Source organism: Streptomyces flavusporus (genome assembly GCF_046267975.1).
GTDB lineage: Bacteria > Actinomycetota > Actinomycetes > Streptomycetales > Streptomycetaceae > Streptomyces > Streptomyces flavusporus.
This window is the reverse complement of the sequence record NZ_CP176503.1, coordinates 6743552-6765213: the sequence shown is the minus strand read 5'-3', so window position 1 is coordinate 6765213 and position 21662 is coordinate 6743552. Positions and strand designations below refer to the sequence as shown.

The following is a 21662-nucleotide window of genomic DNA, read 5'->3' as shown; positions in this document are numbered from 1 at the left end:
CCCCACGGCACGGCCGGGTGGCAAGCGTCCGGCGGGGCGGACCCCCACGCACCCGACACGCCCCAGCCAGGAGCGGAGAAGGCAGCAGGGACCGAACACGATCGGCACCCCCGCACGGCCGCACCGGCCGGACGGGGCCAGACTCGGGGCAGGCTTCCACCGCCATGCCCACACCACCCCCGCCCGGGGACGGCCGAGTCACCCTCCCGAGCGGTCCCGGACACCCGGGATCACCCAGGAAACCCAAGCCGATCAGAGACGCTAACAATCGCCTCCGCGACCGAAGAAGACCGCTTGACCTTCCCCTTCGGTGAAGACCCAGCATCGGTGGCGGAACCGGAGGAGTGCGAGGTGCACATGAACATGCTGACGATCGGGGCGTTCGCCAAGGCGACCCGGCTGTCGCCGAAGGCGCTGCGGCTGTACGACGAGCTGGACCTGCTGCGCCCCGCCCGGGTCGATCCGCACACCGGCTACCGCTACTACGCGGTCGAGCAGTTGGAGCGGGCCCGACTGGTGGCGTGGCTGCGCCGGCTGGGCATGCCACTGGCCAGGATCCGCACGGTGTGCGCCCTCCCGCCCACGGCCGCCGCCCAGGACATCCGCGCGTACTGGGCGCGGGTGGAGGCGGAGACGGCCGAGCGGCGGGACCTCGCCGCATTCCTCGTCGACCACCTGACGACACCGTCCCGAAAGGACCCCGCCATGAGCACCCTGGAACTGCGCTATGCCGCCCACTCCGACCCGGGCCTGGTCCGCCCGGCCAACCAGGACACGGCCTACGCGGGCACCCGCCTCCTCGCCGTCGCCGACGGCTACGGCCCCGCGGGCGGCCCGGCCAGCACCGCCGTGGTGGAGGCACTGAAGGTGCTGGAGGAGGCGAGGAGGTGCCGGCGGGAAGCGTGCTGAACCTCCTGGAGTCCGCGGTGCGGGACGCGTCCCTCGCGGTGCACGACGTCTCCGCTGCCCAGGAGGCGGGGACCACCCTCACCGCCATGCTGTGGACCGGCTCCCGGCTCGCGCTCGTGCATATCGGCGACTCCCGGGCGTATCTGCTGTGCTCCGACGGCCTGTCCACCGTGGTCCCCGAGGCCCGGATACGACAGCTGCTGACCATCGCGCCGACTCCCGACGAGGCGGTTCGCGCGCTGGTCGGCGCGGCGAACGAGGCGGGCGGCCCGGACAACGTCAGTTGTGTGGTGGCGGACGTGGTGGAGGCGGTCGCCTGACGGACGGGGGCCGGTCAGCGCTCCCCCTCCGGATCCCAGTCCAGCAACCGCACCTTCGCCACCGTCCGGACATGCCGGCGCATGGCCGTGGCCGCCCGGCCGGGCTGCTGGGTCTCGATGGCGTCGAGGATGGCCTGGTGCTGGGCGAGGGAGCGGCTGGGGCGGCCGGGTTGGCGGAGGGATTCCGTGCGGCTCTCGGCGATCTGGTCGGCGATGGAGCGCATGAACTCCGCGAGGATGCTGCTGTGCGCGGCCGCCGTGACCGCGCCGTGGAAGAGGCGGTCCCCCTCGACGCCGTGACCGCCCCGCTCGATCTCCGCCGTCATGTGGGCGAGCGCCGACCGCATCGCGGCCAGGTCCTCCTCCGTGCGGCGCTCGGCGGCCAGTTCGGCGAGTTTGGTCTCCAGGGCCTCGCGGGCCTCCAGGACGTCGGGGAGGCGCCGGCGACGTTCGACCAGTTTCTCGACCGGTTCCACTTCGAGACTGTCGCGGACGAGGTACGTGCCGCCGCCGTGCCGCGCCTCCACCAGGCCCTGCACTTCCAGGACCACGATCGCCTGCTTCACCGAGGCCCGGCTGACGCCCAGCCGCTGGGCCAGGTCACGCTCGGGTGGCAGCCGGTCGCCGGCCCGCAGGCCGCCCTCCGCGACGTACTGGCGCAGCCGGTCCAGCACCTGCTCGTACAGGCGCTGCTTCGTCATGGGGCGCAGGGCGTCGGTCACGGGGTCCCCCTCTCGTCGGGAGCCTAGCACCGGCGGGTTCAGTGGTTGAGTGGCTGAGCCAATTCGTGCGCGACCCCTTGACGTCTCCGGCCGGTGCGCGCACGCTGACCAGCCAGCCGGTCAAGTGGTTCAGCCACTCAACCACTCGTTGTTCGTCCTCTCGCCCGCTCCTCCCTTCCCCTCACCGCTCCGGGACCCAAAGACGGGAGCCCGTATGTCCCCCGAACTCATCTCGATCCTCGTCCTCGCCGTGGTGTTCGTCATCGCCACCACCCGCTCCATCAACATGGGCGCGCTCGCCTTCGCCGCCGCCTTCGCCGTCGGCACCCTCGTCGCCGACCTCGACGCGGACGGCATCTTCGCCGGCTTCCCCGGCGACCTGTTCGTCGTCCTCGTCGGGGTCACGTACCTGTTCGCGATCGCCCGCGCCAACGGCACCACCGACTGGCTGGTGCACGCCTCGATCCGGCTGGTGCGCGGCCGGGTCGCGCTGATCCCCTGGGTGATGTTCGCCCTGACCGGCGCGCTCACGGCGATCGGTGCGGTCAGTCCGGCCGCCGTCGCGATCGTCGCGCCGATCGCCCTGAGCTTCGCCGTCCGCTACGGGATCAGCCCGCTGCTGATGGGCGCGATGGTGGTGCACGGCGCGCAGGCCGGCGGTTTCTCGCCGATCAGCATCTACGGTTCGATCGTCAACGGCATCGTGGAGCGGGAGAAGCTCCCGGGCAACGAGGTCGCCCTCTTCCTGGCCTCCCTGGTCGCCAACCTCGTGATCGCGGGTGTGGTGTTCGTCCTCTTCGGGGGGCTCAAGCTGTGGAGGCAGGGGGCGGTGACGCCCACGGACGGGACCACGTCGACCGGGAAGCAGCCTCCAGCAGGGAGCAGCACCGGCACCGGCACCAGCCCCGCCCGCACCGCCACCCTCGTCTCCCTGGTCGCCCTCGTCGTCGCCGTCCTCGCCTTCGACCTGGACGCGGGTCTGACCGCGATCACCCTGGCCGTCGTCCTGAGCACCGCCTGGCCCGAGGACAGCCGCGCGGCGGTCGGCCAGATCGCCTGGCCGACCGTCCTGCTGATCTGCGGCGTGCTCACCTACGTCGGTGTCCTGGACGAGATGGGCACCATCACCTGGGCCGGCGAAGGCGTCGGCGGCATCGGCGTTCCGCTGCTGGCCGCGCTCCTGCTGTGCTACATCGGCGCGATCGTCTCGGCGTTCGCCTCGTCCGTCGGCATCATGGGCGCGCTGATTCCGCTGGCGGTGCCGTTCCTCGCGCAGGGCGAGATCGGGGCGGTCGGCATGGTGGCGGCGCTGGCGGTGTCGGCGACGGTGGTGGACGTGAGCCCGTTCTCGACGAACGGCGCGCTGGTCCTGGCCGCGGCACCCGACGTCGACCGTGAGCGTTTCTTCCGGCAGCTGATGGTGTACGGAGGGATTGTGGTGGCGGCGGTGCCCGCGGTGGTGTGGCTGGTGCTGGTCGTGCCCGGTTTCGGATAGCCCGCACGCGCGAGGTGGCAACAGGTGACGACGACTAAGGAGTACGACGCGTGTCCTCTCTCTTTCCGGCCCTGACGAACAGCCCGGGTGAGCACATCGCCCTGCGGTTCGGCGACCGGTCCCTGTCCTACGCCCGGCTCGCCGCGGCGGCCGGTGCCGTCGCCGAGCGGGTACGCGGTGAGGGCCGCGTCGCCGTGTGGGCGACGCCCGCGCTGGAGACGGCCGTCGCGGTGGTGGGAACACTGCTCGCGGGGGTCGCCGCCGTTCCCCTCAACCCGAAGTCCGGAGAGAAGGAGCTCGGTCACATCCTGACCGACAGTGCGCCGACGCTCGTTCTCGCGGCGCCCGGCGATGAATTGCCGGATTCTCTGCGGGACTTGGAGCGGGTCGACGTCGATGTGCCGGCGACAGGTGCGCTCCCCGAGGAGCAGACCGACGCCGCCGCCCCCGCCCTGATCGTCTACACCTCCGGCACCACCGGCCCGCCCAAGGGCGCCGTCATCCCCCGTCGGGCGATCGCCGCGACCCTGGACGCGCTCGCCGACGCCTGGCAGTGGACCGGTGAGGACGTGCTGGTGCATGGGCTGCCGTTGTTCCATGTGCACGGGCTGGTGCTCGGCATCCTGGGCCCGCTCCGGCGCGGCGGTTCGGTGCGGCATCTGGGCCGGTTCAGCACCGAGGGCGTGGCGCGGGAGCTGAACGGCGGGGCGACGATGCTGTTCGGGGTGCCGACGATGTACCACCGGATCGCCGAGGATCTCGCGGACAACCCGTCGCTCGCCAAGGGGCTCACCGGCGCGCGGCTGCTGGTCTCCGGTTCCGCTGCGCTGCCCGTGCACGACCACGAGCGGATCGCCTCCGCCACCGGCCGCCGGGTCATCGAGCGGTACGGCATGACCGAGACGCTGATGAACACCAGCATCCGCGCGGACGGTGAGGCGCGACCGGGGACGGTCGGTGTGCCGTTGCCGGGAGTTGAGGTGCGGCTCGTGGAGGACGACGGGACGCCCATCGCGTCGTACGACGGTGAGAGCGTCGGCGAGATCCAGGTACGTGGGCCGAACCTGTTCACCGAGTACCTCAACCGGACCGACGCCACCGCCGCCGCCTTCACCACCGACGGCTGGTTCCGCACCGGCGACATGGCGGTCCGCGACCCCGACGGCTATGTCCGTATCGTCGGCCGCAAGGCCACCGACCTGATCAAGAGCGGCGGTTACAAGATCGGCGCCGGTGAGATCGAGAACGCCCTCCTGGAGCATCCGGGGGTGCGGGAGGCCGCCGTCACCGGGGAGCCCGACCCGGATCTCGGTGAGCGGATCGTCGCCTGGATCGTGCCCACCGACCCGCAGACCCCGCCCGGCGTCGAGGAGTTGGCCGACCACGTGGCCCGCCGGCTCGCCCCGCACAAGCGGCCACGTGTCGTGCACCATCTGGACTCCCTGCCCCGCAACGACATGGGGAAGATCATGAAGCGGGCGCTGGGCGGCCATGCCTGAGCGCCTCTCCGCCCGCCGGGCCATCGCCCTCGTCGCCGACGAGTTCGCCGAACTCACCTGTACAACCAGGGAGTTCGGGCCCGACGGGCCCCTCTCCTGGCCGGGCTACGACGCCTCCCGTGCCCGCGCCGCCGCACGCACCGGTGAGGACGAGTCCGTGCTCTGCGGCACCGCCCGCATCGAGGGCACGGACGCCGTGCTGATCGCCTTCGAGTTCGGCTTCCTCGGCGGCTCGCTGGGCGGGCGCACCGGCGACCGGCTGGAGGCGGCGTACCTGCACGCCCGCGAGCACCGGCTGCCGGTCGTGTCGCTGATCGCGACGGGTGGCAGCCGGATGCAGGAGGGCATGGTCGCGCTCACCCAGCTCCAGCGTGTGGCCCGGCAGTCGGTGCTCACCCGGGAGGCCGGTCTGCCGCAGGTCGCCGTACTGCGGGATCCGACGACGGGTGGCGGCTGGGCCACCCTCGGCGCGGGCGCCGACGTGATCCTCGCGCTGCCCGGCGCCCAGGTCGGCTTCGCCGGCTCCCGGGTGCGGCCGGCGGACGCGGACCCGGCGGCGTACACGGCCGAGGCGCAGGTGGCGGCCGGCGCGGCCGACGCGGTCGTACCCGAGGAGGAGCTGCGGGCGACGCTGGGGCGGTGGCTGCGGCTGCTGACCGCGCCCTCGGCCGAGCCCGCGCCGCCGCCGGGTCCGCTCGGCGCGACCGACCTCCCTGCGACCGGGTGGGACGCCGTCTGGCGCGCCCGCTCACCCCAACGCCCGCGTGCCCAGCGCTACTTGGACACCTACTTCACCGACCGTGTCGCGATCAGCGGCGATCGCTGCGGCGGCACCGACGACGGCATGCTGTGCGGCTTCGGGGCGCACCAGGGGCGTACCGTCGCGTACGCCGCCCAGACCGGGACCGCGACCCGTCCCGCCGGCTACCGCACCGCCGCCCGTCTGATCCGGCTCGCGGACCGGCTCGGTATCCCCGTGCTGACCCTGGTGGACACCCCGGGCGCGGCCAATGACGCGGAGGCGGAACGGCTGGGGGTGGGCGCCGCGATCGCGGAGGTGTTCGGCGCTGTGGCGGCCGCGCGCACGCCGGTCACGACGCTGGTGATCGGCGAGGGCGGCTCGGGCGGCGCGCTCGCGCTCGCGGCGCCGGGCAACACGTGGGTCACCCCGGACAGCTACTTCTCGGTGATCTCCCCCGAGCTGGCGGCCGCCATACTGAAGCGGCCCTCGGAAGAGGTGGAGGCGACCGCTGGTCAACTCCACATCCGGCCGCAGGATCTGGAGGATCTGGGGATCGCCCGGACCAGGAAGTGACACACGGCGGTGCCGCCTCCCCCACCGTGAAGAGGGAGACGGCACCGCCCACGTCCGGCTGACGAACCCTCACCGCCCGGATGATCTCCTGCGTCACCGAGCCGCCCCGGTCGTCGCTCGCCGACGCCCGCAGGGAGACGTACTCCGCGTCCCGCGGCACGGTCAGGGTGCCGCGCCAGGAGTCCGCGTCGCCGGTGAGCCGGACCGGATGCCCTGACGTGCCGTCGTCGTATGACACTTCGAGCGTTCCGCCGCCGATGCGTGCCCGACATGTCGACCGTTCCGGCGTCGCGCAGGCGCTCGGCGTCGGCCGTGTCCTCGCAGGTTGTCGCGGACTGCTTGGAGAGCCGCCCGCTCGTCCTGGGCGGCGGCATCCACGGCCGTGGCGACGACCCACGCCACCTGCTGCCGGACCCCGAGGTCCTCCGGCGCGCCGCCACACCGCACGGCGTACTGATCGGCTCGTCACACGTCGAGCCGGCCGTCGGCGCCCAGTACACCGTACGGAGCATGCACGAGCTGGTGGACATCGCCCGGAGCCACCTCTGAGCACCTCGCGTCAAGCCCGCCGGGCACGACGGCCCGAAAGACCACCCGTACAGCCGCACCCCGCCCGGCCCCCTCCAGAAGGCGCCGCCCTCCCCGCCCCCCACACGATGCAAAGAGGCCCGCCGCCCGGCGGCCGCCACGGTCTGTGCCCCTCGGGAGGATCCGCGATGACCGCCAGCCTGGAGCAGCTACGCCGGTGCCACTTCGCCGTCGATCTGGGGGCGGCGCGGACGCGGGTCTACGTCAAGGGCGCCGGGCTTGTCGTGGACCAGCCGTCCGCCGCGGCCGTGAACACCAACACCGGCGCACTGATCGCGGTCGGCGAGCTGGCGGAGAAGATGACCGGCCGCACCCCCCAACACATCCGTGTCGTACGGCCGGTGTCCGGCGGCACGGTCGTCGACATCGAGATGGCCCAGCGGATGCTGCGGCATCTGCTCGGCGACAAGATCCGCCGCACGCTGCGCCGCAAGCCCGGACTCCGGGCCGCCGCCTGCACCCCGCACGACGCCGGCCCGCTCGCCCGGCGGGCGACGACCGAGACGCTCGTCGGTCTCGGGGCCCGCCGTGTCGAACTCGTCGACACCCTCATCGCCGCCGCCGTCGGCTGCGGACTGCCCGTCGAGCAGCCCGAGGCCACCATGGTCCTGGTGTGCGGCGCGGCCGCGACGCAGGTCGCCGTGCTGTCCCTCGGCTCCATCGTCACCGCCGAACGCATCCCGGTCGGCGGCGAGGCAGTCGACAACGCGATCGTGCTGCATCTGCGGCACGAGCACGAACTCGTGCTGCCGAGTCAGTCGGTACGCCCGCTGCAGCTGGCCCTGTCCGGCAACGGCCTCACCCCGCACGGGCCGATGTCGACGGAGATCCACGGCCGGGATGTGGCCACCGGCCTGCCCCGTTCCGTCCAGATCGACACCGCCGCCGTACGCGACGCCATCCAGACCCCGCTCACCGCCGTGCTCGACGGCATCGGCAAGGTGCTGCGGGAGTGCCCGCCCGACCTGGTGGCCGACCTCGCCGACCGGGGGATCATGATGGTCGGCGGCAGCGCCCTGCTCCCCGGGTTCGACCAGATGCTGCGGCAGGCCACCGGGATGCCGGTGCACATCGCCGAACGGCCCGACGTGTGCGCCGTGCGGGGCCTCGGCACCATGCTGGAGGGCAGGGTCGAGCCGCTGGAGCTGAATTCGCTGGACGGGTGAGCCCGCCGACGCCCTGAGCGGACCGGGACAGGGCGCAGCCCCCGCCACGGGGTGTAAGGCGCGGTGTGCCGGGAAGGCGCACTTTCAGCATCGTCGGGTCGGCGTCCGCCGCTCGGCGGTGAGACGGGAGCGCCACACGGACCTGGAAGGCGGTGACATGAACTCAGTGGCCCCACTCTCCCTCGCGAAGCGGTTACGCCCACTCGCCATCGACGGCCGCACCGACGGCACGGGCCGGTCGGTGCTCAGCGCACGAGGAGAACTCGTCCATGGGTGCGCGGACACCCTGGCCGGGGTGCTGGCCGAACTGCCCGTCCACACCTGCCGGATAGAGCTGGACATGGCCGGGGTGATCTTCATGGACACGGCGGGAGGGCAGTTCCTGGACGTCCTGCACAATCACGGCCGACGGCACCTGATCCCGGTCTCGGCCACGAACTGGCGGGGCCAGCCGCGCCGGGTCCTGGAACTGTTCGGCCTGGACACCACGGACCCGCTGCGCTCCACGGCACCGGACCCCGCCCCGACACCCGGCCCCGCCCCGACACCCTCTGCGGTGGCCCTCGAGCGCGCGGAGCAACTGCACGAACTGCGCGAGGAGATAACCCAGTTGCGGAAGGCGATCGCCTCCCGCCCGGTGATCGACCAGGCCCGCGGCATCCTCATGGCCACCCACGCCTGCACGTCCGACGAGGCCTGGCACATCCTCCGTGCGGCCTCCCAGCTCTCCAACACCAAGCTCCACAAGGTGGCCGCGGCCGTCACGGCCGGTGCCGAATCCGACGGCCCATCACTTCCGGAGGAGCTGCGCACGGCCCTACGCAGGGCAGTCGCCCGGTGCCGGGTCTGACGCCTGAGGATGCCGGTCAGCAGCCGCCCGCGGAGGCCGGGGCGCCGATGCCGATCCGGAGAGTGGTGGGCGCGGCGCAGCAGCCGCCGCCCTCGCCGCTCTGGGCCGCGTCGGGGTCGTCGAACAGCCCGGCGCCGCCGCACACGCCGGTCTCCGGCAGGGTCAGTTCGACGCGTTCGGCGGCCTCCCGGTCTCCGGCGATCGCGGCGGCGACCGAACGCACCTGCTCGTAGCCGGTCATCGCGAGGAACGTCGGGGCGCGGCCGTAGGACTTCATGCCGACCAGGTAGACGTCCTTCTCCGGGTGGGACAACTCGTTGACGCCGTGCGGGTAGACGGTGCCGCAGGAGTGCGCGTTGGGATCGATGAGCGGGGCGAGGGCGGTCGGTGCCTGCAGGCGTTCGTCGAGGCCGAGGCGGACCTCGGAGAGGAAGGACAGGTCGGGGCGGAAGCCGGTCAGCACGATGACCTCGTCGACCGGGTCCAGGCGACGGCCGTCCTCGGCGACGAGGACGAGCCTGTCACCGGCGCGCTCCACCGACTCCGTACGGAATCCGGTGGCCGCGCTCGCGTGGCCGTCCTCGACCGCGGCCTTGGCGCGCAGACCGAGGGCTCCGCGGGCGGGAAGCTGGTCGGCCTCGCCGCCTCCGTACGTGGAACCGGTGATCCCACGGCGCAGGATCCACACCGCGTGCGTGCCGGTTTCCTCCTTCGCCAGGTCGGCCAGCTGGGCGAGGGCCGTGAAGGCGGACGCCCCGGAACCCACGACCGCGGTGCGCTTACCCGCGTAACGGGCCCGCACAGCCGGGTCCTTCAGGTTCGGCACGCGGTACGAGATGTGCTCGGCGGCCACCCTCTCGCCGAGTGCGGGCAGGCCGTCGGCTCCCATGGGGCCGGGTACGGCCCAGGTGCCGGAGGCGTCCACGACGGCACGGGCCGTGAGGCGCTCCTCGCGGCCGTCGGCCGGCTCGATGTGCACGGTGAAGGGCTGCTCGTCGCGGCCGGAGTCGACGATACGGTCCCGGCCCGCCCGCGCCACGCCGGTCACACGCGCGCCGTAGCGGATCCGGTCGCCCAGGACGTCGGCGAGCGGCTGCAGGTACAGCTCGGCCCAGTCCCCGCCGGTGGGATACGCCGCCCCGTCGGGGCGGACCCAGCCGGTCGGCGCGAGCAGCTTCTCGGCGGCCGGGTCGACGAGCTCGGTCCAGGGGGAGAACAGCCGGACGTGCGACCAGTCGCGCACGGCGGTGCCCGCGGACGGGCCGGCCTCCAGGACCAGCGGTTCGATGCCACGCCCGACGAGGTGGGCGGCGGCGGCCAGGCCGACCGGGCCGGCTCCGACGATCACGACGGGCAACTGGTCGGTGGTGTGCGTACTCACGAGGCTCCCCTTTGCTTCGACATTCGTCGATATCTTGCAGCGGTAAGCATGACAGCTGATTCGACACCCGTCAACATAGACATTCATCGAATAAACTGCTTCGACATGTGTCAACATTGATGCATGTCGAACACCAAGGTGCTGCCGCTGCTCGAACCGGACGCGCCCGCGGCCGGAGCCCCGTGCTGCCCACCGCTGGCCGAGCGCCCCTTCACCGCCGAGGAGGCCGCGCGGACGGCGAAGATGTTCAAGGCGCTCGGCGATCCGGTGCGCCTGCGGCTGTTCTCGCTGGTCGCCTCGCACGAGGGCGGCGAGGCGTGCGTGTGCGACATCTCCGACGTGGGCGTCTCCCAGCCGACCGTCTCCCACCACCTGAAGAAGCTCAGGGAAGCCGGCCTGCTCACCTCCGAGCGGCGCGGCACCTGGGTCTACTACAAGGTCGCACCGTCCGTCGTGGCAGCAATGGGCCAGATGCTCGCCCTGCCGCGTGAAGGTGCGTAAAGATGACCACCACCTGGGTGGTCCGCCTCATCCGTCGGAGGCAGTCCGGCCGGTCATGAAGACGACCGCCACGAGCGCCAGCCCGACCACGGCACCGACCAGCTGCATCCCGACGAACGCCGGCACGGAACCCGGCGCTATCCCCGCGAAGATGTCGCTGAAGGCGCGGCCGATCGTCACCGCCGGATCGGCGAAGGACGTGGACGAGGTGAACCAGTACGCGGCGCCGATGTACGAGGCCACGGCGACCGGTGCGAAACGCAGCCGGTCCGTGCGCGCCAGGCCGAAGATCACCAGGACCAGACCCGCGGTGGCGACCACCTCGCCCAGCAGCAGGTTCCCGGCCGAGCGGTCGCGCGTGGACCACTCCACCAGCGGCTCGCCGAACATGGCGTTCGCCAGCACGGCGCCTGCGATCGCGCCGACGATCTGAGCCGGGCCGTAGACGGCCGCCTCGCGCAGAGTGACCCCTGTTCCGCCACGCCGCGAGGTCCACCACAGGACCCGCATCGAGGCCCTGATCGCCGAGATCGACGCCCAGCAGAAGGCGTGACCTCAGGCGATTGTGGCGGTCAGCCGAAGCGGCCGGAGATGTAGTCCTCGGTGCGCTGGTCGGAGGGGTTGGAGAAGATCCGCTCGGTCTCGTCGTACTCGACGAGCCGGCCGTGGCGTTCGCCCTTGTCGTCGACGTCCGCGGTGAAGAAGGCGGTGCGGTCGGAGACACGTGCGGCCTGCTGCATGTTGTGGGTGACGACGATGATCGTGAACTCCTGGGCGAGCTGCTCCATGAGGTCCTCGATCTTCATCGTGGCGATCGGGTCCAGGGCGGAACACGGCTCGTCCATCAGGATCACCTCCGGCTTGACCGCGATGGTGCGGGCGATGCACAGCCGCTGCTGCTGACCGCCGGACAGCGCCAGGGCCGACGTCTTGAGCTTGTCCTTGACCTCGTCCCACAGCGCCGCGTGGGTCAACGTCTCCTCGACCAGGTCGTCGAGGTTGCCCTTGAAACCGCCCACCCTCGGCCCGTACGCGATGTTGTCGTAGATCGACTTGGGGAACGGGTTGGGCTTCTGGAAGACCATGCCGATCCGGCGGCGCACCTCGATGGGGTCGACGTCGCGGCCGTACAGGTCCTCGTTGTGGTAGCGGATCTTGCCGACGACACGGGCACCGGGAATGAGGTCGTTCATCCGGTTGAAGCAGCGGATCATCGTGGACTTGCCGCACCCCGACGGGCCGATCATGGCGGTGATCTGACGCCGCCCGATCGTCATGTTGACGTCGCGGACGGCCTCGTGGGCGCCGTAGAAGACCGACAGGCCGCCGACTTCGAAGACCGGTTCGGCCAGGGACGGGGCGTCGTGGTAGGTGACCTGCGGAATCCTGGTGCCGCCGGAGGAGTCGGGCGGAGGGGTCATGGCGGTCTCCTGCGGGAGGGGCGGTGGGGGCAGGGAGGGTGTCCGTCACCAGCGACGGACGTAGTGGTTGCGGAGCCAGATCGCCAGCGAGTTCATGGCCAGCAGGATGACCAGGAGTACGACGATGGCGGCCGAGGCGAGCGCGGTGAACTCGGCGCGGGACTGGCTGATCCAGTTGAAGATCTGGATCGGCAGCACCGTGAAGGGGCTCTGCACACCAGTGGGGTTGAAGGTGATGAAGGTCAGCCCGCCGAGCAGCAGCAGCGGCGCGGCCTCGCCGATCGCCCGGGACAGGGCGAGGATCGAGCCGGTCGCCATGCCGGGCACGGCCGCCGGGAGGACCTGGCGCCAGATGGTCTGCCACTGGGTGGCGCCCAGCGCGAGGGACGCCTCACGGATGGACTGCGGTACGGCGCGGATCGCCTCCCGGGAGGCGATGATCACGGTCGGCAGGACCAGCAGCGACAGGGTGAGGGAGGCGGTCAGCACGGTCTGGCCGAAGCCGAGCCCGCGGGAGATGATGCCGAGCCCGAGGATGCCGTAGACGATCGACGGTACGGCCGCCAGGTTCTGGATGTTGATCTCGATGACACGGTTCCACCAGCGGTTCGGGTCCGCGTACTCCTCGAGGTAGATGGAGGCGAGGACCCCGGTCGGCAGGCAGTACAGCGCGGTGAAGGCGATCACCCAGATCGTGCCCATGATCGCCGACTGGGCGCCGGCATTGGTGGGGTCGATGATGTCGGGGAAGTTCGACCAGATCCGCGAGTCCAGCCGCGGCCAGCCCTCGACCACCATGTACACCAGCAGCCAGACGAGGAAGACCACCCCGACGGCCAGCGACGCCCACAGGCTGAGCTGGAAGAACCGCTCGCGCCACGGGGTGCCGCGCCCCTTGAGCCGGGGTACCTCCGGCATACCGGTGGCGGCGCCCTTGTCCAGGACATCGGAGCCCATTACTCGTACACCTCCCGGTACTTGCGAACCAGGCGAATGCTGACCAGGTTCATCACCAGGGTCATCACGAACAGCAGCAGGCCCACCGCGAAGATCGTCCGATAGCCGATGGACCCGGTCGGCAGGTCGCCGATCCCGGCCGCGGCGATGAACGCGGTCATCGTCTGCATGCCCTCCAGCGGATTGAAGGACAGGTTCGGACGGCCACCGGCCGCGATGGCCACGATCATCGTCTCGCCGATCGCCCGGGAGATACCGAGCACGATGGCGGCGACGATGCCGGACAGCGCGGCCGGGAAGACCACCCGCGTCGCCACCTGCATCCGTGAGGAGCCGAGTGCGTAGGCGCCGTCGCGCAGGTCGTTGGGCACCGCGTTCATCGAGTCCTCGGCGAGCGAGGCGACCGTCGGGATGATCATGACGCCCATGACGAAGCCCGCCGACAGAGCGTTGAAGACCTGCGGCGGGTCCCCGACGGGCCAGATGTCCTGCAGCAGCGGCGTGATCGCGGTCAGTGCGAAGAAGCCGTAGACGACGGTGGGGATGCCCGCGAGCACCTCCAGCATCGGCTTGAAGAACGCACGGACCCTGCGGTGGGCGTACTCGCTCAGATACACCGCAGCGCCGAGCCCCAGCGGCACGGCGACCACCAGCGCGATGAGGGTGACCATCAAGGTGCCCGTGACCAGCGGCAGGACGCCGAAGTGCGGCGGGCTGAACAGCGGCGACCAGTCGGTGCCGGTGATGAACTCACCGAAGCCGACCTCGCGGAAGAAGTCGACGGCCGGCGGGATCAGTGCGATGACGATACCGACGGTGGTCAGCATCGACACCAGCGCGGCGGCCACCAGGAGCACCTTGATCGCCCCCTCGCCGTAGCGCGGCCGGGACCGCTTCAGGAAACCGGGGCCGGGACTCATGAGCCCTGCTGCGCCTTGAGTGCGTCGAGGTCTCTCCGCAGCTCCGCCTCCTGCTCGGAGTTGAGCGGGACGAAGAGGGCGCTCTCGGCGATCTCGGCGTGGTGCTCGACGTAGAACTCGACGAAGGCCAGGACCTCCGGCTTCTGCAGCGAGGACGCCTTGGGGTAGATGAACAGCGGCCGCGACAGCGGCGTGTACGTGCCGTTCTGCACCGTCTGCCTGGTCGGCTCGACACAGCCGCCACCGCCGTCGATCTTCAGGACCTTCAGCTCGTCCTTGTTCTCCTCGTAGTACGACAGCCCGAAGTACCCCATGCCGCCCTGGGAGCCGGCGACGCCCTGCACGGTGACGTTGTCGTCCTCGCTCGGCGAGTAGTCGGTGCGGGAGGCGCCCTCCTCGCCGTTGACGGCCTCGGTGAAGTAGTCGAAGGTGCCCGAGTCGGTGCCCGCGCCGAACAGTTCGAGCTTCTGGTCGGGGAACTTCGGGTCGACCTGGTTCCAGTTGTTCACCTTGGAGCCGGGCTCCCAGATCTTCCTCAACTGCTCGACGGTCAGGCATTCCGCCCAGTCGTTGTCCTTGTTGACCACGACGGACAGGCCGTCGTTGGCGACCTGGAACTCCTCGAACCTGACACCCTTCTTCTCGCAGGCCGCCTTCTCGTCGTCCTCGATGGCACGCGAGGCGTCGGAGATGTCGGTCTCGCCGGCGCAGAACTTCTCGAATCCGCCACCGGTACCGGACGTGCCGACCGTGACCCCGACTCCGGGGTTCTCCACCTGGAAGAGCTGGGCCGCCGCCGTGGACAGCGGGGCCACCGTGCTGGATCCATCCACCCTGATGGTGCCGGACAGCCGCGTGCCGCCGCTGCCGGAGCCCGCGTCGGCACCCCCGCACGCACCGGCAGCCACCACCACGGCCGCCGCCAGAGCCGGCGGAGCCGCGGCACGGCGCAACGAACGAATGCTCACGTGACTCTCGATCCTCGTGTCCGCCCGGTTTCCCGGCCCGTGTGGACGAGGCGCACAATATGCTCCATTTTGGAGATTTAGATCAAATATCGCCTATATGAACTTTCAGCGCACGCGAGGCCCGTCGCCCGGGTCGTACCGGTAAGCGAGACCGACGTCCCCCCGTATCCGACCGACCCCATGGGAGACCTCGGCCTGCCCGACCTCGACCTGCCCGACCTGCAGGTTCGCGTCGCTGCGGGGAAGCGGGGGCCGACGCCATGGAACAGGCGGCTTGATCTGAGCGAGTGAACGAGGGCCGCCGCCGCGGTGCGGCGCCCCCGCTCCTACGGGCCCGCAGGTAGAAACGGTTCTGCCGAAGGAACCGCGAGTGGGGCGGGTGGGACTCGAACCCACGGCCGACGGATTATGAGTCCGCTGCTCTAACCGGCTGAGCTACCGCCCCATAGCGGCGTGTCGCGTACACGTGTGCGCGCCGTCTGCCGCAGCATAGCCGCTCATACGATCTCCTGCTCCGGATGGTCGGCTTCGCATGACCTTGAGGACTCCGCCCTGACCGTGGCGGTTCCACCGGACATGAAAAAGGACCCCTGCGGGGTCCTCGTTCAGGCTGCTCCCCCGACTGGACTCGAACCAGTAACCTGCCGGTTAACAGCCGGCTGCTCTGCCAATTGAGCTACGGAGGACCGAGCTCCCCCGACTGGACTCGAACCAGTAACCTGCCGGTTAACAGCCGGCTGCTCTGCCAATTGAGCTACGGAGGAATGCCTCGTTGCATCGAACGTACCTACCTGGGTATTCGCCAGGGGGCGCGCGCTCGCTGCGACACATACATTAGCGCAAGCAGGGGGGTGCTCCGCCAATCGGTTCCCCCCGGCCCGGCGCCGTACCAGGGACCTACGCAAGGGAAGGGTGGCCGCCATGCGTTACCGGCTCACGTTCGTCGTCGGACTCGCTGTGGGTTACGTACTGGGCACACGCGCGGGGCGTGAGCGCTACGAGCAGCTGAAGAAGTCCGCGCGTCAGGTCGCGCAGAACCCCGCCGTCCGCAACACCGCGGAGACGGCAGCACAACAGGGCCGCCACTTGGCGGGCAAGGCCTACCACGCGGTGAGCGCGAAGGTAGGCGACCGCATGCCCGACTCCGTCGCCCAGCGCGTGCGCAGCCTCCGCGAACGCAACACCGACGGCTTCCCCGAGGACGACTGGGGCACCAGCAACACCTAGCGGCACCGCTTGGGCGCCGGGGCACTGCAACGCCCTAAGGGGGCGCGGGGCTGTGTCGACATGCGGCTCCGCCGCGTGGGCGCGACCAGCCACAACGCACCCGCACACGCAGAACCACACGCACCCCCACGGCGCCCACGGCCCAAGCAAGCGCAGCGCTACGGCAGAATTTGCGCCATGGGGATAGTCGCCGGGCTGGACAGTTCGCCCGATTTCACTCGTATCGTCGTCTGCGATGCGGACACGGGAGCCGTGCTGCGGCAGGGCTATGCGCCGCATCCGGTGGAGGGCCCTGAAGGCAGTGGGCGGCCCAGCGATGTGGATCCGCAGGCCTGGCTGCTGTCCCTGGGCGAGGCGGCCGGTGGTGGGCTGCTCGAAGGGGTGCAGGCCATCGGCGTCTCCGCGCAGCAGAACGCGGTCGTGCCGCTGGACGCGCAGGGCGGCACCGTACGGCCGGCGATGGTCGGCGGGGGCAAGCGGGCGCAGGTCGCGGCGGCCGATCTGATCGACGCGCTGGGCGGGCGCGAGGCGTGGGCGCAGGCGGTGGGGTGTGTTCCGCAGGCCGCGCAGCCCGTCACCAAGCTGCGGTGGCTCGCCAAGAACGAGCCCGATGCGGCGCTGCGCACTGCCGTGCTGATGCAGGCGCACGACTGGCTGGTGTGGCAGTTGCTGGGGCGGCCGGTGCGCCGGACCACCGACCGTGGCGGGGCTTCCGGGACGGGGTACTGGTCCGCGGCCACCGGCGCCTACCGGCCCGACCTGGTCGAGCTGGCGCTCGGTCACCAGGTCATGCTGCCCGAGGTGATCGGGCCGTCCGACGCGGCCGGTACGACGCCGGAGGGGCTGTTGATCTCCGCCGGGACCGGCGAGACCATGGCCGCCGCCTTCGGGCTGGGGCTGGGGCTGGGCGACGCGGTGGTGTCGCTGGGTGCGTCCGGGTCCGTGATGGCGGTGCATCCCGAGGCCCTGTACGACCAGACCGGGATGATCACGTCCCTGGCCGACGCGACCGGCATGCACCTGCCGGTCGTGACCACCCTGAACGCCGTACGGACCCTGCGCGGCACCGCCGAACTGCTCGGTCTTGCCGACCTGGAGAGCCTGTCCGACCTGGCGATGAAGTCGACGCCGGGCGCCCATGGGCTCGTACTCCTGCCGTATCTGGAGGGTGAGCGCACGCCGGCGCTGCCGCACACCGCCGGGACGCTGGCCGGGCTGCGGCGGGAGTCGATGAAGGCGGAGCACCTGGCGCGGGCGGCGTTCGAGGGCATGCTGTGCGGGCTCGCGGACGCGCTGGACGTGCTGCGCGGCCGGGGTGTGGAGGTGCGGCGGATCTTTCTGCTCGGGCCGGCCGCGGAGCTGCCCGCCGTGCAGGCCGCGGCGCCCTCGCTGTTCGGGGCGCAGGTCGTCGTGCCGCAGCCCGCGGACTACGCGGCGATCGGTGCCGCGCGGCAGGCGGCCTGGGCGCTGGGTGTGTCGCAGGGCACTCTCGACCCGCGCACCCCGCCGGCCTGGCAGGGCGCGGTGGCGCAGGTGCTCGAGCCCGGTGAGGAGCTGGCCGTGGGGCAGGCGGTCCGGCAGCAGTTCGTGTCGGTGCGCGAGCAGACACATCCGGGCGCGTTCCGCCCGTAGCACACGCCTGTCGGGTTAATCAGTTGAGGTAACGCGGGTGGAGTGTTCGACGATAGGGGCCAGGGGCAACCATCCGGCCCCGACCGCCGACTCCGAGAGACCAGTGTGCTCATACGACTTCTGCGGACCTATCTCAGGCCCTACAAGAGACCGATCACCGTCCTGGTGCTGCTGCAGTTCCTGCAGACCTGCGCCACCCTCTACCTGCCCACCCTGAACGCGGACATCATCGACAACGGTGTCGTGAACGGTGACACCGGTTACATCCTGTCCTTCGGCGCCCTGATGATCGGCATCTCGCTGGCGCAGGTCGTGTGCAACATCGGGGCCGTGTACTACGGGGCCCGCACCGCTTCGGCGCTCGGCCGGGACGTGCGGGCCGGCGTCTTCGACCGGGTGCAGTCGTTCTCCGCGCGTGAGGTGGGCCACTTCGGCGCCCCTTCGCTGATCACCCGGACCACGAACGACGTCCAGCAGGTCCAGATGCTGGCGCTGATGACGTTCACGCTGATGGTGTCGGCGCCGATCATGTGCGTGGGCGGTATCGTCCTGGCGCTCGGCCTGGACGTGCCGCTGTCCGGGGTGCTGGTGGCCGTCGTGCCGGTGCTGGGCATCTGCGTGATGCTGATCGTGCGGCGGCTGCGGCCGCTGTTCCGGTCCATGCAGGAGCGGCTGGACACGGTGAACCGGGTGCTGCGCGAACAGATCACCGGCAACCGGGTGATCCGGGCCTTCGTGCGGGACGAGTACGAGCAGCACCGCTTCCGGAAGGCGAACGCCGAGCTGACGGAGGTGTCGCTGGGCGCCGGCAACCTGCTGGCGCTGATGTTCCCGATCGTCATGACGGTGGTCAACGTGTCGTCGATCGCGGTGGTGTGGTTCGGGGCCCATCGGATCGACAGCGGCGGCATGCAGATCGGTGACCTGACCGCGTATCTCGCCTACCTCATGCAGATCGTGATGTCCGTGATGATGGCCACGTTCATGTTCATGATGGTGCCGCGCGCGGAGGTGTGCGCGGAGCGCATCCAGGACGTGCTCGACACGTCGTCGAGTGTGGTCCCGCCGAGCAGCCCGGTCCGGGAGCTGCGCCGCCACGGCCATCTGGAGATCCGCGGGGCCGGGTTCCGCTACCCGGGTGCCGAGGAGCCGGTGCTGAAGGCCGTCGACCTTCTCGCGCGGCCGGGTGAGACGACCGCCGTGATCGGCTCGACCGGCAGCGGCAAGTCGACGCTGCTGGGGCTGGTGCCGCGGCTGTTCGACGCGACGGACGGCGAGGTGCTCGTCGACGGGGTGGACGTACGGACCGTCGACCCGCAGCTGCTGGCCAGGACGGTCGGGCTGGTGCCGCAGAAGCCGTATCTCTTCGCGGGGACCGTGGCGACGAACCTGCGCTACGGCAATCCGGACGCCACGGACGAGGAGCTGTGGCACGCGCTGGAGGTGGCGCAGGCGAAACCCTTCGTGGAGCGGCTGGAGGGCGGCCTTGACGCGCCCATCGCGCAGGGCGGCACCAATGTCTCCGGCGGTCAGCGGCAGCGGCTGGCGATCGCGCGGACCCTGGTGCAGCGCCCGGAGATCTACCTCTTCGACGACTCCTTCTCCTCCCTCGACTACGCCACCGACGCGGCGCTGCGCGCGGCGCTCGGCCGGGAGACCGCGGAGGCGACCGTGGTGATCGTCGCCCAGCGAGTGGCGACCATCCGGGACGCCGACCGGATCGTCGTGCTCGACGAGGGCCGGGTGGTCGGCACCGGCCGGCACCACGAGCTGATGGCGGACAACGAGACCTACCGGGAGATCGTGCTCTCCCAGCTGACGGAAGCGGAGGCTGCCTGATGGCCGGGCCCATGGGGCGGATGATGGCCGGGACCGGCCCCGAGAACCGCACGATCGACTTCAAGGTGTCGGGCCGGCGACTGGTCGGCCGGTTCCGGCCCGAGCGGCTGACGATCTACGCGCTGCTGGTGTGCGTGGTCGTCAGCGTGGGTCTGTCGGTGGTCGGACCGAAGATCCTCGGCGAGGCCACCGACCTGGTCTTCGCGGGCATCATCGGCCGGGAGATGCCGGTCGGGGAGACCAAGGAGCAGGTGCTGGCCGCGATGCGGGAGCGCGGCGACGGTGACATCGCCGACATGCTCCGCAGTACGGACTTCACCCCGGGTGAGGGCATCGACTTCGCCGCGGTCGGGAATGTCCTGCTGCTCGCGCTCACCGTGTTCATGGTCGCCGGTCTGCTGATGGCGGTGGCGACCCGGCTGGTGAACCGGGCGGTCAACCGGACGATGTACCGGATGCGCGAGGACGTGCAGACGAAGCTGTCGCGGCTGCCGCTGTCGTACTTCGACAAGCGTCAGCGCGGCGAGGTCCTCTCCCGGGCCACCAACGACATCGACAACATCGGCCAGACGCTCCAGCAGTCGATGGGCCAGCTCATCAACTCGCTGCTGACCATCATCGGTGTGCTGGTGATGATGTTCTGGGTGTCGTGGATCCTGGCGCTGGTCGCGCTGGTGACCGTGCCGCTGTCCCTGTACGTCGCGACGTTCGTCGGCAAGCGGTCGCAGCCGCACTTCGTGCAGCAGTGGCGCACCACCGGCAAGCTCAACGCGCACATCGAGGAGATGTACACCGGGCACACCCTGGTGAAGGTGTTCGGGCGGCAGGAGGAGTCGGCGCAGCAGTTCGCCGAGCAGAACGAGGCGCTGTACGAGGCCGGGTTCAAGGCGCAGTTCAACAGCGGGATCATGCAGCCGCTGATGATGTTCGTGTCGAACCTGAACTACGTGCTGGTCGCGGTGGTCGGTGGGTTGAGGGTCGCCTCGGGTTCCCTGTCCATCGGTGACGTGCAGGCCTTCATCCAGTACTCGCGGCAGTTCTCGATGCCACTGACACAGCTCGCGTCGATGGCGAACCTGGTGCAGTCCGGGGTCGCCTCCGCCGAGCGCGTCTTCGAACTCCTCGACGCCGAGGAGCAGTCGGAGGATCCGGTGCCGGGGGTACGGCCGGAGCAGCTGCGCGGGCGGGTGGCGCTGGAAGGCGTGTCCTTCCGGTACGACCCGGAGAAGCCGCTCATCGAGGACCTGTCGCTGACGGTGGAACCCGGGCACACCGTCGCCATCGTCGGGCCGACGGGAGCGGGCAAGACGACGCTGGTCAATCTGCTCATGCGGTTCTACGAGGTGTCCGGCGGGCGCATCACCCTCGACGGGATCGACATCGCGAAGATGTCACGGGACGAACTGCGGTCCGGGATCGGCATGGTGCTCCAGGACACCTGGCTGTTCGGCGGCACCATCGCCGAGAACATCGCGTACGGCGCCTCGCGGAAGGTCACCCGCGGGGAGATCGAGGAGGCGGCGCGGGCGGCCCATGCGGACCGGTTCATCCGTACGCTGCCGGACGGGTACGACACCGTGATCGACGACGAGGGGACGGGGGTCAGTGCGGGTGAGAAGCAGCTGATCACCATTGCGCGGGCGTTTCTGTCCGATCCGGTGATTCTGGTGTTGGACGAGGCGACGTCGTCGGTCGACACCCGGACTGAAGTGCTGATTCAGAAGGCGATGGCGAAGCTGGCGCACGGGCGGACGTCGTTCGTCATCGCGCACCGTCTGTCGACGATTCGGGACGCGGACACGATTCTGGTGATGGAGAACGGGTCGATCGTCGAGCAGGGCGCGCATGCGGATCTGCTGGCGGCCGACGGGGCGTATGCGCGTTTGTACAAGGCGCAGTTCGCGCAGGCGGTGGCCGAGGTGGACTAAGCGGGTTGCCCGGCGTCGGGGTGC

The 21662-nt window shown here is 70.7% G+C and carries 17 protein-coding genes, 3 tRNA genes and 3 pseudogenes; 12 read left to right on the top strand and 11 right to left on the bottom strand.

Features of this window, described 5'->3' with window-relative positions:
* The first annotated feature begins 357 nt into the window (after nucleotides 1-357).
* Nucleotides 358-1229, top strand: a pseudogene (locus ACKTSN_RS31955) (MerR family transcriptional regulator).
* 14 nt (nucleotides 1230-1243) lie between these two features.
* Here ACKTSN_RS31955 and ACKTSN_RS31950 read toward each other — a convergent pair.
* On the bottom strand, nucleotides 1244-1951 hold the full coding sequence (locus tag ACKTSN_RS31950; protein WP_409472279.1) for a FadR/GntR family transcriptional regulator: 708 nt from the start codon (nucleotides 1949-1951) through the stop codon (nucleotides 1244-1246).
* Nucleotides 1952-2165: 214 nt separating this feature from the next.
* Here ACKTSN_RS31950 and ACKTSN_RS31945 point away from each other — a divergent pair, with 214 nt between their 5' ends.
* Genes ACKTSN_RS31945 through ACKTSN_RS31935 form a run of 3 tightly spaced genes read left to right on the top strand, consistent with a single transcriptional unit; the run spans nucleotide 2166 to nucleotide 6260 of the window.
* Nucleotides 2166-3446 carry an SLC13 family permease gene (locus ACKTSN_RS31945; RefSeq protein ID WP_409472278.1) on the top strand — a complete coding sequence of 427 codons (1281 nt, stop codon included), beginning with the start codon at nucleotides 2166-2168 and terminating at the stop codon, nucleotides 3444-3446.
* Between the two features lie 50 nt (nucleotides 3447-3496).
* The gene (locus ACKTSN_RS31940) at nucleotides 3497-4945 is read left to right on the top strand and encodes an acyl-CoA synthetase (protein WP_409472277.1); all 1449 of its coding nucleotides are present in this window, start codon (nucleotides 3497-3499) and stop codon (nucleotides 4943-4945) included.
* Nucleotides 4938-6260, top strand: coding sequence for a carboxyl transferase domain-containing protein (locus ACKTSN_RS31935; protein WP_409472276.1), 1323 nt, complete (start codon nucleotides 4938-4940; stop codon nucleotides 6258-6260). Before ACKTSN_RS31940 ends, ACKTSN_RS31935 begins: the two co-directional genes overlap by 8 nt.
* 61 nt (nucleotides 6261-6321) lie before the next feature.
* On the opposite strand, the pseudogene ACKTSN_RS31930 reads toward ACKTSN_RS31935, so the two are convergent.
* Nucleotides 6322-6522, bottom strand: a pseudogene (locus ACKTSN_RS31930) (hypothetical protein); the annotation flags it as partial.
* Here ACKTSN_RS31930 and ACKTSN_RS31925 point away from each other — a divergent pair.
* The 3 genes from ACKTSN_RS31925 to ACKTSN_RS31915 all read left to right on the top strand — a co-directional run bounded on the left by ACKTSN_RS31925 (nucleotide 6492) and on the right by ACKTSN_RS31915 (nucleotide 8864).
* Nucleotides 6492-6809, top strand: coding sequence for a hypothetical protein (locus tag ACKTSN_RS31925; protein WP_409475133.1), 318 nt, complete (start codon nucleotides 6492-6494; stop codon nucleotides 6807-6809). The pseudogene ACKTSN_RS31930 and the gene ACKTSN_RS31925 sit on opposite strands and share 31 nt — an antisense overlap.
* A 167-nt stretch (nucleotides 6810-6976) precedes the next feature.
* Nucleotides 6977-8014 carry a rod shape-determining protein gene (locus ACKTSN_RS31920; protein ID WP_409472275.1) on the top strand — a complete coding sequence of 346 codons (1038 nt, stop codon included), beginning with the start codon at nucleotides 6977-6979 and terminating at the stop codon, nucleotides 8012-8014.
* A gap of 157 nt (nucleotides 8015-8171) precedes the next feature.
* Nucleotides 8172-8864, top strand: a complete 693-nt coding sequence (locus ACKTSN_RS31915; RefSeq protein WP_409472274.1) for an ANTAR domain-containing protein — start codon at nucleotides 8172-8174, stop codon at nucleotides 8862-8864.
* Nucleotides 8865-8880: 16 nt separating this feature from the next.
* On the opposite strand, the gene ACKTSN_RS31910 is transcribed toward ACKTSN_RS31915, so the two are convergent.
* Nucleotides 8881-10245: an NAD(P)-binding domain-containing protein gene (locus ACKTSN_RS31910; protein WP_409472273.1), complete on the bottom strand. Its 1365-nt coding sequence runs from the start codon at nucleotides 10243-10245 to the stop codon at nucleotides 8881-8883.
* Between the two features lie 123 nt (nucleotides 10246-10368).
* Between ACKTSN_RS31910 and ACKTSN_RS31905 the strand changes: the two genes are divergently transcribed.
* On the top strand, nucleotides 10369-10746 hold the full coding sequence (locus ACKTSN_RS31905; RefSeq protein WP_409472272.1) for an ArsR/SmtB family transcription factor: 378 nt from the start codon (nucleotides 10369-10371) through the stop codon (nucleotides 10744-10746).
* 27 nt (nucleotides 10747-10773) lie between these two features.
* On the opposite strand, the pseudogene ACKTSN_RS31900 reads toward ACKTSN_RS31905, so the two are convergent.
* The 8 genes and pseudogenes from ACKTSN_RS31900 to ACKTSN_RS31865 form a co-directional block, all read right to left on the bottom strand.
* Nucleotides 10774-11244, bottom strand: a pseudogene (locus ACKTSN_RS31900) (aquaporin family protein); the annotation flags it as partial.
* Between the two features lie 74 nt (nucleotides 11245-11318).
* Nucleotides 11319-12167: a phosphate ABC transporter ATP-binding protein PstB gene (gene pstB / locus ACKTSN_RS31895; RefSeq protein WP_409472271.1), complete on the bottom strand. Its 849-nt coding sequence runs from the start codon at nucleotides 12165-12167 to the stop codon at nucleotides 11319-11321.
* A 45-nt stretch (nucleotides 12168-12212) separates the two neighbouring features.
* Complete coding sequence (pstA, locus tag ACKTSN_RS31890; protein ID WP_409472270.1) at nucleotides 12213-13124, bottom strand: phosphate ABC transporter permease PstA; 912 nt, start codon at nucleotides 13122-13124, stop codon at nucleotides 12213-12215.
* Nucleotides 13124-14044 (bottom strand): phosphate ABC transporter permease subunit PstC, encoded by a 921-nt coding sequence (pstC, locus tag ACKTSN_RS31885; protein ID WP_409472269.1) that lies wholly within the window; start codon nucleotides 14042-14044, stop codon nucleotides 13124-13126. The genes pstA and pstC overlap by 1 nt, the downstream gene beginning before the upstream one ends.
* Nucleotides 14041-15012, bottom strand: coding sequence for a PstS family phosphate ABC transporter substrate-binding protein (locus ACKTSN_RS31880; protein WP_409472268.1), 972 nt, complete (start codon nucleotides 15010-15012; stop codon nucleotides 14041-14043). Before ACKTSN_RS31880 ends, pstC begins: the two co-directional genes overlap by 4 nt.
* 371 nt (nucleotides 15013-15383) lie before the next feature.
* A tRNA-Ile gene (locus tag ACKTSN_RS31875) sits at nucleotides 15384-15457 on the bottom strand.
* A 168-nt stretch (nucleotides 15458-15625) separates the two neighbouring features.
* Nucleotides 15626-15698 (bottom strand) — tRNA-Asn (locus ACKTSN_RS31870).
* A 5-nt stretch (nucleotides 15699-15703) separates the two neighbouring features.
* Nucleotides 15704-15776, bottom strand: a tRNA-Asn gene (locus tag ACKTSN_RS31865).
* Nucleotides 15777-15933: 157 nt separating this feature from the next.
* On the opposite strand from ACKTSN_RS31865, the gene ACKTSN_RS31860 reads away from it, so the two are divergent.
* The 4 genes from ACKTSN_RS31860 (at nucleotide 15934) to ACKTSN_RS31845 (ending at nucleotide 21638) form a co-directional block, all read left to right on the top strand.
* The gene (locus tag ACKTSN_RS31860) at nucleotides 15934-16239 is read left to right on the top strand and encodes a YtxH domain-containing protein (RefSeq protein WP_409472267.1); all 306 of its coding nucleotides are present in this window, start codon (nucleotides 15934-15936) and stop codon (nucleotides 16237-16239) included.
* 177 nt (nucleotides 16240-16416) lie between these two features.
* Nucleotides 16417-17871 (top strand): FGGY family carbohydrate kinase, encoded by a 1455-nt coding sequence (locus ACKTSN_RS31855; RefSeq protein ID WP_409472266.1) that lies wholly within the window; start codon nucleotides 16417-16419, stop codon nucleotides 17869-17871.
* A gap of 105 nt (nucleotides 17872-17976) precedes the next feature.
* Nucleotides 17977-19710 (top strand): ABC transporter ATP-binding protein, encoded by a 1734-nt coding sequence (locus tag ACKTSN_RS31850; RefSeq protein ID WP_409472265.1) that lies wholly within the window; start codon nucleotides 17977-17979, stop codon nucleotides 19708-19710.
* The gene (locus tag ACKTSN_RS31845; RefSeq protein ID WP_409472264.1) at nucleotides 19710-21638 is read left to right on the top strand and encodes an ABC transporter ATP-binding protein; all 1929 of its coding nucleotides are present in this window, start codon (nucleotides 19710-19712) and stop codon (nucleotides 21636-21638) included. The genes ACKTSN_RS31850 and ACKTSN_RS31845 overlap by 1 nt, the downstream gene beginning before the upstream one ends.
* The last annotated feature ends 24 nt before the right edge of the window (nucleotides 21639-21662 follow it).